Raw genomic sequence first — 15162 nt, forward strand, 5'->3', positions numbered from 1 at the left:
TAATTCTTTTTACCTAAAGAGCTATTGTTCAATTAAGGGTTGTTATAGGTCAGGATATAGATAATTTTTTAACAATCCTATTTTAAAGACGAATACTTATATGCCTGTAAATAGTAATTATTATTTGCTACTAACACTACATTCTTAGCTCCTATCTTAATTTTAACCATATCCTTGACATCATTAGGTGTATAAAATCCACTTTCAAGAACATTTATTGGCTTAAATTTTCCTTTTCCATTTCCTTGAAGATAAAGTCCTATTCCCGAATCGTTTCTTGGAGTTTCTATTTCTGAAGTAAATAAATTCCCCGCCAACAGAATATCTTTATTACCATCTTTATTAAAATCTTCTAACACTATTGCATTAACACTTGCTATTTGTGCTAGCATAGGCAATTGGGTTATGGCAAAATTTTCTCCATTTATATTTTCTGCATATATAGATGCAAAGTTTTTTGCTTTTAAATGAAGTGCTTTACTCAAGTTATCTCCATAAATACCTTCTAAATTAGATTCTCCAAAAGACTCAAAAGTTGGAAATTTTTCTCCTAAAGAAGGAATTTGTTCAATGGAACAAGACCTACCCCTTATAGGGTAAACATTCCCTTCTTCAAAATAACTTAAAACAATATCTGTGGAATTATTTTTATCAAAATCATAACTATGGACTTGAAAAGGCTTTTTTTTGGAAGCTTTATATTTATAATTTAGACCCAAGTTTCCAAAAACCAAATCTTCATCTCCATCATTATCCATATCTGCAGCAGTAACTTTATAATACCACCCCTCTAAATCTTTAAAAGCTTCATATTTTTTTTGTATAAATTCTCCTCTAGCATTTTGAATTAAAGTTACAATTGGCATCCACTCCCCTACTACTACCAAGTCTAATTTTTTATCATTGTTTATATCTACCCAAGTACTAGAAGTTACCATCCCTATTTTATTTAAAACTTTTGCTTTGGTAATAGTTACATCTTTTAAATAACCATTTACATTTTCTAAAAGAATGCTATTTGGTGGATAAGGGTATTTCCCAGGCACTAACCTACCGCCTATAAATAAATCTATATCTCCATCATTATCATAATCTGCTTTGGAGACAACAGAACCACTTATTAAATTTAAAGGAACTCTTTTAGCATCTTTTTTAAAATTTCCTTTACCATCATTAATATAAATACGGTCTTGCAATTTTTTACTATTTACTTCAAATTCATTACCTCCACTGACTACAAATAAATCCATATCTGCATCATTATCAACATCAAAAAAAACACAACCCATATCTTCTGATGCTTTATCTACACTCCATGGTTTAGAAGTGCTTCTTTTAAACGTTCCATTTGTATTTTGAATGTATAAAGTACCTTCACCCTCTGCAGCACCACCTATATAAAAATCTTCTAAGCTATCATTATTCACATCGGCAACTGCTATAGATGGCCCAAATTGAGACATTTTATGTGGCAGTAAAACTTGCTTATCATAATCATTGTATACATTTTCTTGATGTTTATGCTCAATTCCATGTTCTTTTGCTATACTATTAAAAGTGAGTTCTTTTATTGGTTCTTTTATAGCCTCAGTAATGATTTTAGCACTTTTGCTTTGTTCAATTTCTAATTGTTGATTTACATCTATATTTTCTAAAATAGTTTTTTCCCAGTTTGGCCATTCAATTATTATTTTTTCTATTTCTTTATTTTTTCCAACACCAAAATGAGCTATATCTTGGCTTTTAGACATATACCCTCTTGTATTACTCATTTCTATTATTTGCCAAACTTTAGAATCTTTATATAATTTTACCCGTGTACCGTATAAATTAGTATTCTTTTTGGGCTTTAATTTTAGTTGTAAAAAATTATATAAACTCTTTTCCATTGTCGTATTTCTATAAACAAATGCTTTTTGGTTTATATTACTTACTACTAAATCTAAATCACCATCATTATCTAAATCTGCATAAGCAGCTCCATTAGACAAACTTGGTATACTAATACCCCAATCTTTGGTTTTTTTTGAAAATGTGAAATCTCCATTATTTTTATAAATAAAATTATCAATTTTATCTTCAGGAGCCATTTGTGCTAACTCTAAAACATTAACAAGTTCTTGGAATTTTTTACCCTGTTTTTTTGCTTCAACTTCTATACTATCTAAAATAACTTTGCACCTTAAATTTACATCGCTATTACGCATATTTCTTTTAATTCCGTTAGTTACAAATATGTCTTTATATCCATCATTATCATAATCTGCAATTAGTGGCCCCCAACTCCAATCTGTATTAGAAACCCCTGCCATTTGTGCCAAATCACTAAAAGTTCCATTACCATTATTTCTTTGTAATGTATTAAACATGTATTGGTAATGGCCACCCTCTTTTACAATTTTCCAAAAATTTTCTGGACGCATACCTCCCATATTGGTTTTAATTCTTTTATGGTTTTCTGCTACCATATCTAAAACCATAATATCTAGATTACCATCATTGTCGTAATCTGCAATATCACTCCCCATACTAAAATTAGAAATATGTTTAAATGATGTTTTTAATATCTCTTGGAAAGTACCATTTTGATTATTTAAATACATGTAATCTGGCGCATCATAATCATTTGCCACATAAATATCTGGCCAACCATCATTATTAATATCACCAATAGCGGCAGATAAACCATGAGCCGTATTTTCTATCCCTGCTTCTACAGAAACCTCAACATAGCCTTTTGTTTTTCCTAGATTTTTATAAAGTTTATCGCTATATCTAGAGTCTCTATATTTATTTTTTCCTCCTATTCTATTTCCTATACCTGGAGGCTGATTTACTAAATAAATATCTACATAACCATCTTTGTTGTAGTCAAAAAAATTAGCTTGTTTAGAATAACCCGTATTATCAACCTTGTAGGCCTTTGCACTTTCTGTAAAAGTTGCATCTCCGTTATTAATATAAAGATAATTTGTACTAAGGTTTTTACTTCCTTGTGTATTTTTACAAACATAAATATCTAAATAACCATCAGAATTAACATCTCCAAAGGTTACTCCGGTAGACCATGTTTTATTCTCTATAAGTCCTGCTTTTTGGGAAATGTTTACAAATACAAAATTTCCTTTATTCAGATACAGCTCATCGTTTACTTGATTACCGCTAAAGTAAATATCTGGCAATCCGTCATTATTAATATCACCAATTGCAACACCAGCACCCGTAACAAAATCCTCGTTTGTTAGGTGGTTATCCTCACTAGTTTCTACAAGAGTGTTTTTAAAAGATATATTCGTATACTCTTTATCTAATAAAACAAATAATTTATCATCATCTTTTATACTTAGAAGTTTATTTTCTTCACAGGAATTTAATGGTATTATTAACCCTAGTACAAAGCTTAATTTTAGTAATTCTATTTTAAACAAATCTTATTTTTTACTTTATTAGTTGGACTAAAAATAAAGAACGCATATAAAATTCATAGTAAATGGTAATAATTGATCAAAACCAAATACATACTAATCAAACAATAGTGAAAAAAACTAAAAAAACAATAGATTTTATCTCTACATCCCCCTAATTATTACTATATTAGTGTGGGTAGGGCTTATTTTTGTGCTATAAATTTTAAATTTTTGTTTTTGTAAAAAAACTTAAGTAAATCAATGAGAAATTTAAACAAGAAATACAGTTGTTTTTACAAACAAACAATAGCTTTTTTAGCTTTTGTTATGTTATGCCAAACTTCTATTTTACATGCTCAACAACAACAAATTTTAAATAATAAAGAATTTAGCAATACAAACTTACTAGTTACTAATAACCCTCTTAAAGGGAAATTAAATTCCTCTTTTAATACAAACAAGTCATCCTTTTTTACTTACAAAAAAAGCAATATAAACTTTACTTCTTTAACCGCTAAAAAAACAAATAAAGACCCTTTAGAAAGTTCCAAAAATATTTGGTACGCAGTACCAAAACCTATTTCTTTTAGCACCTATTCTCCTTATGGTAAAAAAGCATGGCCTCTTTTATTTGTTGGAACATTTTTTATAAGCATCTTATTAATATCATGGTATTACAAACAGTTGCGAATTAATGAAAAAAATATATTTAAAGTCCAAGAGGCAACTAATGAAATTAACCGATTAAAATTACATTTTTTCACGACCATTAATCATGATTTCAAGTCGCCACTCACAAACATTCTAAATCCTTTAGATGAACTTTTAGCATTGAAAACGAATGATGCATTTATTGAAACTAAACTAAAGTCTATTGAATCTAATGTAAAACAACTTATTGGCGTTGTTAATGAATTAACAGATTACAGGAAAATTGAAATTGGAAAATCTGAACTTATTTTAAAAAAAGAAAATATAATAGATTTTATAAAAAACAACATAGAGTCTCAAAAGTTAATAGCACAAAACAAAAACATTTTATTATTATTTAAAAGTAAATTATTAGTTTCTGATGTTTGGTTTGATGCAGATAAATTTGAAAAAGTAATTAATGATATTACTTATGAATTAATACAAACTGCGCAAGAGGAAAGTACTATCACAATTTCTACAGAAATACCTACAGACTTACTTAAAATAAACCGGAAATCTAGAGAAATAGAATGTAAATATATTCTAATAAAATATGAAGCAGATAACGATACTCCAGGCTTAGATACTTTTAACCCCTCAGAAGATTTTCTAAACACAAAATATAAAGTTATAGAAAAAATAATGCAGTTACATTATGGTACTATTTCTTCTATTAAAAAAAATAGTTATTTATTAAAAATCCCTTTAGGAAATGTACATTTAGTATCCGGAGAAATCCCTAATACTACTGCGGAAACTAACAGCAATACCATAAAAAATAATAGTGAAAATAATCCTAGTTTAGTTTTAGAAAAAACAAAACCAACGGTATTAATTTATGACAACTCTCAAAAAACAAGAAACCTAATAAAAAAAGGGCTTCACAATAAATATTCCATTCTAGAAGCCAAAAACAGCAAAGAAGCCTTAAACCTTGCGTTAAAAAAAATTCCAAAACTTATAATTGGAGACGTTTCTACAGAACAATCTGGCGGTATAGCTTTATGTTATCAACTTAAGAATAATGCTAAAACCAGTCATATTCCCATTATACTTTTATCCCCCTTAAATACTGAAGAGAATAGAATGGAAGGGTTTGAATCTGGTGCAGATGCTTATATTTCTAAACCTATTAAAATGGAACTTTTAAGTTTAAGAGTAGATAAATTAGTAGAATCTAGAGCATCTATTGGCAGGTATTTAAAAACACAAGAACTGTTAACTATAGAAGATGTTAGTATAAATTCTAACGAACAAGCATTTTTAAATAAAATTATGTCTTTTTTAGAAAAGCACATGCAGAATGAATCCTATGGTGTTGATCAATTAGCAGAAGACATGAGCCTAAGTAGATCTACATTATTTAGGAAACTAAAGAATTTAACTGGCCATGCTCCAAATGAATTTATAAGAATGATTAAACTAAAACGTGCTTCCCAGTTGTTAGCAAAAAACCAATACACAATTTCTGAAATTAGTTATTTAGTTGGGTTCAACGACCCCAATTATTTTGGTAAGTGTTTTAGAAAAATGTTTGGGCAATCCCCTTCATCATATGTTTCTAAATACAAAAAAAATAGTGATGATAACATGGATTTCAAACCAAATTAAACTAACATCTAACTAAAAATTTACTTTCATATCTTAACTTTACTAAAAAGTTATTTAAGGCAATGAATACTAAAAAACCAACAGGTAGTATTAGAAAACGTTTTAATGTATTAACCCTAGTATTTATTTCTGTTGTTGTAAATTATATAGACAGGAGTAACATTTCTGTAGCAGCATTTGCTTTAAGCCAAGATTTAAGTTTAAGTTCTATACAAATGGGGTATATTTTTTCTGCATTTGCATGGACATATGCCATTTTTCAAATTCCAGGAGGCATACTTGTAGATAATATAAAAGCAAGAATTCTATATCCAGTAATGCTAATATTATGGTCCATTTCTAGCTTACTGCAGGGGTTTGTAAATTCTTTTACTGTATTAACAGGTTTAAGAGCTAGTAGCGGTATTTTTCAGGCTCCATCATTCCCAACAAATAACGCCATAGCAAGCAAATGGTTTCCAGAAAAAGAAAGAGGATCCGCTATAGCTATATATACTTCTGGACAATATGTTGGGCTAGCTTTTTTAACTCCTCTTTTAGTTTCTATACAATATTATTTAGGGTGGAGGGGTTTATTTATTTTTTCAGGAGTTATAGGACTAATACTTAGCTATATATGGCATAAATTTTATAGAGACCCAAAAGAACACAAAAGCATTAGTAAAACTGAATTGGAATATATTTGTCAAGACGAGCCAAATACTAGTAATAATCACGACAGTGAAAACACTATAAAATTCTCTTGGAAAGACATTAAACATGCTTTTGTACACAAAAAACTTTGGGGTCTTTATATTGGACAATTTTGTATTGGATCTCTTATAATATTCTTCTTAACTTGGTTCCCTACATATTTAGTACAATATAGAGGCATTGACTTTCTGGAATCTGGTTTTTTGGCTTCTATTCCTTTTTTAGCAGCATTTGTGGGTGTAATACTATCTGGGTTTACATCAGACTTTTTAATCCGTAAAGGCTACAAGAAAGAAGTAGCAAGAAAACTACCTATTATATGCGGCATGCTACTCTCAACATGTATCATTGGAGTAAATTATACGGACAATACAAATTTTATAATTCTATTTTTAACCATTGCTTTTTTTGGAAATGGATTTGCTAGTACAACATGGGTTTTTGTTTCCCTAATGGCTCCAAAGAGACTCATTGGTCTTGTGGGAGGTACATTTAACTTTATTGGCTCTTCTTCTGCAGTAATTACTCCAATTGCTATAGGTTATCTTGCTAAAAACGGAGACTTTAGACCTGCTATTTTCTTTATAACTTGCCTTACTGTTGTTGGCCTTTTATCCTTTATCTTCTTAATTGGAAAAATTAAAAAAATAAATATTTAAGAGTTTTATTCAAAAAAATAACGACTATTATTTTTGCTTAAAAACATTTACTTTCAAAAAAAATACAAGGCATCTGTATCTTCTTTAAAATTTTACAACATATTACCCAAAACATCCTACATCTTTTATATAGCAAACTAGATAATACCTTAACATATAGCATTACAAAGGTAATTAATGGTCACATAAAGGTAGTAAAAGACCAAAGTAGTAGAAATTCCCACGCTAAACAGGATTTGACCATATGTTAAAAAATCCTTAACAATGACCACATTTTACCGAGCAAAAATTAACAAAAAAGCAATTTTTGCATAAGGAAAATGAGGATTTGATATTTATTAAGAATTTGCTTTTACTCAGAGCTCTTAAAAAATTCACTTCTTCATTACCTAACTACTAAACAAATTAACTCATTAAATCAATTTTATGAAAAAACGATTAACTACTCGATTTAAACCACGCAACCTTTTGTTTGGTTTAGCAATTATGCTTTTCTGCGTTACTTCTGCAGAAGCGCAGTCTACCCAAATAACAGGTAATGTAACAGACCAACTAAACGAAGTTCTTATTGGAGCTAACATAGTTGTAAAAGGAACTACAAACGGTGTGGTTTCAGACTTTGACGGTAATTATACACTCAAAGCAAACAAAGGAGACGTATTAGTTGTAAGCTATACTGGTTTTACTACTAAAGAAGTAACAATAGGTGATAACACAACCATTAACGTGCAATTATCCGAAAGTGCTGAAGCACTTGAAGAGGTAGTACTTATTGGATACGGTTCTAGAAAAAAGACCGATGTAGTAACAGCTGTGAGTACTGTGGACAATGATTTTCTTGACCAACAACCATCTGCAGATGCTACAAGAGCATTACAAGGTAGTGCTTCTGGTGTAACTGTGGTAGCATCCGCAAGACCAGGACAACAAGCGCAAGTAAGGATTCGTGGTCTAGGTAGTATAAATGGCAACAACCCATTGTATATTATTGATGGTTCTATTGGAGGTTCTATACCACCACCAGACCAAATAAAAACCATTCAAGTATTAAAAGATGCTTCATCTACTGCTATTTATGGTTCTAGAGGTGCAAATGGTGTAATATTAGTTACTACAAAATCAGGAAGAAAAAACCAAAAAGCAAAACTTCAATTAAATGTAAAAACTGGCGTTGGAAAAAGTAATGCCAAAATGGATTTAGTTACTGATCCTAATTTAATAGGGCAAATGATTTGGTTAGAACAAACTAATGATGGTATTACTCCGAATCATGCACATTTTCAGTTTGATCCAAACGACATAATGGCAACAAGAGTTAACGATTATTTATTCCCTAATGGGGCATCAAACGGAGACCCTTCTACAGATCCTTCTTTATACGAGGAAAGAAACTATCCAATTACACGTACTAACCAAAATGGTACAGATTGGTTAGAAGAAATGTATGACAGTACTGCAATGTTACAAGAATACGGCCTTTCTGTTACTGGAGGTTCAGAAAAAACAACTTATGCTTTAAATGCTAGTTTCTTTGATGAAGAAGGGGTGTTTAAATACAATTCTTTTAACAGGTATGCTTTTAGATCTAATATAGATTCAGAAATAACTGATTGGTTAACAATTGGACAAAGATTAGGAGCAACATTTACAGAAAGTAAAGGTAACACTATAGGTTTTAACGCTATTGCTGAAACAAGTCCTTTAATTCCTTTATATGATGAAGGCGGAAATTATGCAGGTGGTATTGTTGGTGGTAACTTAAATGATGGCCCTAACCCAGTAGGAAGTAATTTTCGCAACAGAAGAGATTTAAGAAAAACATTAAATCTAACAGGTAATTTTTATATGCAAATAGAGCCCTTAAAAGATTTAAAATTCAAATCTTTATTTGGTTATAATATGAATTGGTTTAGTAACCATGACCCAAGATTTGGTGATCCAGAAAACACCAACGGTTCTTTTGCTAATACCTTAAGTGAAACAAGAAATAATAGATTAACTTGGAACTTTTCTAACACACTTACCTATGCAAAAACATTTTCAGAAGTTCACAATCTAGATATTCTTTTAGGTATGGAATCCTACAAAAGTAGTTTTGATGAAATACAAGCCGGTAGAGCAGGTTATATATCTACTAATCCAGATTTTTACTATTTAACTGCCGGAGCAGATGGAATAACTAATGATTCCAATGCTAGTGCAGGGTCTTTATTTTCTTTGTTTTCTAGATTGTACTATTCTTATGATAATAAATACATGATAGAAGGGACCGTTAGACGAGATGCTTCTTCCATATTCACATCAGATAAAAGAGTTGGTTATTTTCCAGCAGTATCTGCAGGTTGGGTAGTTTCTAGAGAAAACTTCATGGAAGGCACTAGTGGTTGGTTAAACCAATTAAAATTTAGAGTTGGTTGGGGTCAATCTGGTAATGATCAAATAGGTAGTAGTAGTAATATTTATAGCACATATGGTTCTGGTTTAGGAAACTCATACTATGGTTTAGGTGGTAATGACAATACTATTGCTTTAGGCTACCAGTCTATTGCATACGGAAACCCTGATGCTGTATGGGAAACTACAGAATCTACAAACTTTGGTTTAGACGCTACAATAGTAGGTGGCTTAAATTTAAGTGTAGATGTTTGGAGAAAGAAAACAAGCGATATGCTATTTCCTATAGAATTACCTGCTGTTGTAGGGCAAGCACAATACCCAGCTGTAAATATTGGAACTATGGATAATAATGGTGTTGATATAGAACTTAATTATAACGGCAGCGTAGGAGCAGATTTCACTTATAGTATAGGCGCAAATATTTCTACTTATAAAAATGAAGTTACACAATTATCAGGTGGAGAAAATGATTTTGTAACAGGTAGAAGTGAAAGAGGACAAACCTATACTAGAGCAGAAAATGGGCATTCTTTCCCTGAATTTTATGGTTATGTTGTAGAAGGCATCTTCCAAACACAACCAGAAGCAGATGCACACGCTACAAATGGAACATATAACCAACCTGGTAATCTTAAAATAAAAGATATTAGCGGTCCAGATGGCGTACCAGATGGAGAAATTACTCCAGACGATAGAACCTCTATTGGAAATCCACATCCAGATTTTACAGCAGGTTTAAATATTGGGATGCAATATAAAAACTTTGACCTAACCGCTATCTGGTATGCAAGTGTTGGTAATGATCTAATTAATTACTATAACAGATTTACAAGATATGGTTTATTTCAAGGGCCAAAAGCATCAGACCGTTTATATAAGTCTTGGGGAAGTCCATATCTAGAAAATAATGAAGATGCTGTATTACCTAAAGCATCTAGCACAACAAGTTTTGAGCAAAACACAAATTCAGATATGGTTGAAGATGGTACATTCTTACGTCTTAAATCATTACAAATAGGATACAACTTACCAAGTAATGTTTTAGATAAAATAGGTGTTTCTAATATGCGTATTTATTTAATGGGAACAAATTTAATTACCCTTTTTGATGATTATTCTGGTTTAGATGTTGAAGTATTTCCTGCTTTTGATGCTAATAATCAAAACAGTGAAATAAATAAAGGTTTCGACTTTGGAACATGGCCACAGCCGAAACAATTTGTCCTTGGTTTAAATATTAGTTTATAAAAAAAATGAAAATGAAGAAAATATATAAAAAAATAAGCCTATTGGTAATTCTAGGAATTGCTGTTAGTGCTTGTAAAGATGAATTTTTAGAAGAATTCCCAAGAGGTGTTGTAACTATTGATACACTTTCTGATGAACCTGGCGCTAATTTATTATTAGTAGGAGCATATTCTGTTATTGATGGTTACTCACAAGGTGGCCCTGGTGGAGCTGGTGAAGCTTCAGCTACAAACTGGGTTTGGGGAGATGTACCTTCTGATGATATGCACCGTGGAGACCAAACTGGTGGATGGAGTGCAATAAATTTAATAGAAAGATATGAAGTAGACCCTACTAACCCATGGGTAGAAGGTTTATGGAAAGCAAATTACGATGGTATTGCAAGAGCTAATGATGTTATTAGAGTTCTTAGAAATGCAGGAGATAATATTCCTGCGGAGGCTGCATCACAAATTGAAGCAGAGGCTAGATGGTTAAGAGCGTGGTTTCATTTTCAATTAAGAACAAAAATTGAAAAAATACCTTATGTAACAGAAGACGTGAACCCTGCAGAAGTTTCTAACGAAACTGAAGTTTGGGATAATATTGAAGCAGATATTCAATGGGGTATAGACAATGGTATGTCTGAAACTCCAGAAATTGGTCGTGCTTCTCGTTGGGCAGCTAAAGCTTTTAAAGCTCGTGTTCATATGTTTCAAAATGAGTTTAATTTAGCTAAACCGTTATTAGACGATATTATAGATAATGGCCCATTTGTATTAATGGATCACTTTTATGACAATCATGACGAAGAAAAGCAAAACAATGCAGAAAGTATTTTTGAAATACAATATACTGTAAATGATGGCGATGCCGGAGGACATAATGCTGGTTCTGACCATAGAACATTATTCCCAAGAGGTGCAGATATTGGTTTATGTTGTGCATATAGCGCTCCTTCTTTTGATCTTTTTAATGCTTTTAAAGTAGATGCAGATGGACTTCCTTTATTAGATACATTCCAAGATAATTTATTATTAGAAGATTATGGAAAATTAGATACTGATGATTTTACACCAACTAATGAACTGCTTGACCCTAGAGTAGATTGGACAATTGCAAGACGTGGAATACCATTTTTTGATTGGGGACCAATGTCTGGTGGAGACTGGATGTTAGATCAAGCTGGTATGGGACCATTCCTAAACAAAAAAATCATGTTCTATAAAAGAAATTTTCAGACTATATCTATTAACACACCTACATGGTCTGCAGGTTTAAATGGTAATAACTGGAGACTATTTAGATTAGGACATATATTATTATGGAGAGCAGAAGTTGCAGTAGAAGAAAATGATTTAGAAACTGCTAAAGACCTAGTTAATGAAATTCGTCTTAGAGCACAAGATGATATTGTTATGGGAAGAATTAGTAATACAACCTTTGGAGCTGATGACCCAATAGTAATTGATGAATCACAACCTGCGGCAAATTATTTATTAGGATTGTACCCTTCTTTTCCTGATCAAGATTATGCAAGAAAGGCAGTGCGTCACGAAACAAGATTAGAGTTCGCATTAGAAGGTATGCGTTTTCAAGATCTAGTTCGTTGGGGAATTGATGCTGAAACAATGAATGCTTACTTGACTTCAGAATTATCTACTGATAAACTTCCATGGATTCAAGGAGCTACATATACAGCAGGACAGGATGATCATTTCCCTGTACCACAAACACAACTAGATTTACAATCTGGTGTATTAACACAAGACCCTGCGTATTAAAAATTTTGTTTGAGTTGAGTTTTGAGCTAAGAACGGCAAGTAACTTTTTTAAGTAAACTACCGTTCTTTTTTTACCTTTAAATGACTACCAACATTACATTTTATTTATAAAAAAAACATTAGTTACTTCATATTAATCATTCGTGCTATAAATACAATTTATATCCACATATTTTCGTAAGGACTTTAAAAAGAAAGAAAATGACTGAAAAACCAACCACAAGAAAACGATTTAATATCCTTGCTATGATTTTTATAACCGTAGTAATAAATTATTTGGATCGTAGTAATATCTCTATTGCAGCATCTGCCTTACAAGAAGACTTAGGTATAGATTCTATTAAAATGGGATATGTATTTTCTGCTTTTGCTTGGACCTATGCATTATTACAAATTCCTGGAGGTGCTATTGCAGATAGAATAAAATCTAGAGTATTATATACTTTTATAATGGTTTTCTGGTCTATTGCAACATTAATTCAAGGAATGGTAAATTCTTTTACCGCATTAATAGGTTTAAGAGCAAGTATAGGCTTCTTTGAAGCTCCTTCATATCCAATAAATAATTTAGTAGTTACACGCTGGTTTCCAGAAAACGAAAGAGCTACAGCTATTGGCATCTACACATCTGGACAATTTTTAGGAATGGCTTTTTTACTACCTATTTTAACTTTAATACAAGATGCATTTGGCTGGAGAGGGCTTTTTATAATCTCAGGAATTATAGGGCTTGTATGGGCTGCAATTTGGTATTTCTTTTATAGAGACCCAAAAGACCATAAATCTATTAGCGAATCGGAATTAAATTATATTCAAGAAGGTGGTGGCCTTATAGAAACAAAAAAACAGACAGAAGTTAAAGAAAAATTTAACTGGGAAGATATTAAAGAAGTATTTAGTTACCGTAAACTATGGGGACTTTATATAGGTCAATTTTGCTTAGGAGCAACATTAATATTTTTTCTTACCTGGTTTCCAACATATTTAGTAAAATATAGAGGGTTAGACTTTCTTAAATCTGGATTCTTAGCATCTATTCCATATTTAGCAGCTTTTGTTGGAGTTTTACTCTCTGGATTTACATCAGATTATCTAACAAAAAAAGGATACTCTGTAGAAACTTCAAGAAAATTACCAATAATTATTGGTATGTTACTTTCTATTGGTGTTATTGGAGCTAATTATACCGATGATACTTTCTTTATAATACTGTTTTTATCTATTTCCTTTTTTGGCAATGGTCTTGCAAGTATAGCATGGGTATTTATATCATTAATAGCACCTACAAGACTTATTGGATTAACTGGTGGAGCCTTTAATTTTATTGGAGGATTAGCTGGTATAGTTGTTCCTATTGTAATAGGTTATTTAGTAAAAGATGGGGATTTTAGTCCTGCCCTATTTTTTATTGGAGGAATAGCATTGTTAGGCTTTGTTTCCTATACTTTTATTGTTGGTAAAGTAGAACGTATTGTACCAAAAAACAAATAAAGACAGTAGTATTACTAATAGTAATTTAGAATATAAAAATGAAAATCACCGATATAAAAACATATCCAATAAATGTTGGAAGTGGAAGTCAATTAGTAATTAAGATAGAGACAGATAGTGGTATCTATGGTTGGGGAGCTTCCGGCCTTTCCGGAAGGGAACTTGCCGTAGTTGGCGCTATAAAGCATTACAAACCATTACTTATTGGGAGAAACCCAATGCAAATTGGTGCCATTTGGCAAGATTTATATAGAGGGCAGTATTTTGAAGGCGGAAGAGTTTTAACCGCCGCAATATCTGCAATAGACATAGCATTATATGATATAAAAGGGAAAACATTAGGGGTTCCTGTTTATGAGCTTTTAGGAGGTAAACAACGTAACTTTGTAGAATGTTTTGCTTCGGTACGTTTTTCTACGCTAGAAGAACTTATCAGACTTTCTAAAGGACTTGTAGCAGAAGGATGGAATATGCTTCGCTTAGCTCCTGCTGAATTTGAAGCACAAGAAAACCAAAGCCAATTTGAACCAAGAGAATCTATCTCAATAATTTCAGAATGGTTAATTGCTTTAAGAAAAGAAGTAGGAACAAAAATAACTATTGGTATAGATTACCACACAAGGTTAACACAAGCAGAAACATACACTTTTATACAAAGAATGCCAAAAGGTACTATAGATTTTATAGAAGAGCCTATACGTGATGAAAATCCAGAAGCATATGAAAATCTACGTAAAATGATAGATATTCCTTTTGCCATAGGAGAAGAGTTTTCTAGCAAATGGCAATTTATGCCTTTCATAGAAAAGAACATAACACAATACGCAAGAATAGACGTTTGTAATGTTGGTGGTATTACCGAAGCTAAAAAGGTTGCTGCTATGGCAGAAACACACTATATAGATTTAATGCCACATAATCCTTTAGGGCCAATATGCACCGCTGCAACTATACACTTAGCTGCATCATGCCCTAATTTTAGTTGGTTAGAAGAAGTAAATACTGGTGCACATGTTATAACAAATGACCCAAAATTTTACCCTGAGCAACATAAATTAGCTGGTCCAAGATATCCGGTTACGGATACTCCTGGTTTAGGAATAGATTTTAACGAAGAATACGCTAAAACATTAAAATTTAAACCTGTAGAAATCCCTCGTCTTTATAGAAAAGACGGTTCACTTACTAATTGGTAAACAT

Annotated in this window: 7 protein-coding genes; 6 read left to right on the forward strand and 1 reads right to left on the reverse strand. The window is 31.6% G+C overall.

The features are described from left to right. Positions 1–77: 77 nt before the first annotated feature. On the reverse strand, positions 78–3428 hold the full coding sequence (locus tag CLV91_RS02340; protein ID WP_121063585.1) for a VCBS repeat-containing protein: 3351 nt from the start codon (positions 3426–3428) through the stop codon (positions 78–80). A gap of 240 nt (positions 3429–3668) precedes the next feature. Between CLV91_RS02340 and CLV91_RS02345 the strand changes: the two genes are divergently transcribed. From CLV91_RS02345 to CLV91_RS02370, 6 genes are all read left to right on the forward strand, one after another. Next, a complete protein-coding gene (locus tag CLV91_RS02345) occupies positions 3669–5711 on the forward strand; it encodes a hybrid sensor histidine kinase/response regulator transcription factor (protein ID WP_121063587.1) in 2043 nt (680 codons plus the stop codon). A gap of 62 nt (positions 5712–5773) precedes the next feature. Then, positions 5774–7063: an MFS transporter gene (locus CLV91_RS02350; RefSeq protein WP_121063588.1), complete on the forward strand. Its 1290-nt coding sequence runs from the start codon at positions 5774–5776 to the stop codon at positions 7061–7063. 426 nt (positions 7064–7489) lie between these two features. Further along, complete coding sequence (locus CLV91_RS02355; RefSeq protein ID WP_245987121.1) at positions 7490–10708, forward strand: SusC/RagA family TonB-linked outer membrane protein; 3219 nt, start codon at positions 7490–7492, stop codon at positions 10706–10708. A gap of 11 nt (positions 10709–10719) precedes the next feature. Beyond that, the gene (locus CLV91_RS02360) at positions 10720–12471 is read left to right on the forward strand and encodes a RagB/SusD family nutrient uptake outer membrane protein (RefSeq protein WP_121065652.1); all 1752 of its coding nucleotides are present in this window, start codon (positions 10720–10722) and stop codon (positions 12469–12471) included. Between the two features lie 201 nt (positions 12472–12672). Further along, positions 12673–13962 carry an MFS transporter gene (locus tag CLV91_RS02365; RefSeq protein WP_121063593.1) on the forward strand — a complete coding sequence of 430 codons (1290 nt, stop codon included), beginning with the start codon at positions 12673–12675 and terminating at the stop codon, positions 13960–13962. A 38-nt stretch (positions 13963–14000) separates the two neighbouring features. Then, positions 14001–15158, forward strand: a complete 1158-nt coding sequence (locus CLV91_RS02370; protein ID WP_121063595.1) for a mandelate racemase/muconate lactonizing enzyme family protein — start codon at positions 14001–14003, stop codon at positions 15156–15158. The last annotated feature ends 4 nt before the right edge of the window (positions 15159–15162 follow it).

The sequence above is a fragment of the Maribacter vaceletii genome (assembly GCF_003634105.1).
In the GTDB taxonomy this organism is placed as follows: Bacteria; Bacteroidota; Bacteroidia; order Flavobacteriales; family Flavobacteriaceae; genus Maribacter_B; species Maribacter_B vaceletii.

Coding starts and splice junctions, on each gene's coding strand:
- CLV91_RS02355 (WP_245987121.1), top strand. CDS start 7,490: ATGAAAAAACGATTAACTACTCGATTTAAACCACGCAACCTTTTGTTT.
- CLV91_RS02350 (WP_121063588.1), top strand. CDS start 5,774: ATGAATACTAAAAAACCAACAGGTAGTATTAGAAAACGTTTTAATGTA.
- CLV91_RS02345 (WP_121063587.1), top strand. CDS start 3,669: ATGAGAAATTTAAACAAGAAATACAGTTGTTTTTACAAACAAACAATA.
- CLV91_RS02365 (WP_121063593.1), top strand. CDS start 12,673: ATGACTGAAAAACCAACCACAAGAAAACGATTTAATATCCTTGCTATG.
- CLV91_RS02360 (WP_121065652.1), top strand. CDS start 10,720: ATGAAGAAAATATATAAAAAAATAAGCCTATTGGTAATTCTAGGAATT.
- CLV91_RS02370 (WP_121063595.1), top strand. CDS start 14,001: ATGAAAATCACCGATATAAAAACATATCCAATAAATGTTGGAAGTGGA.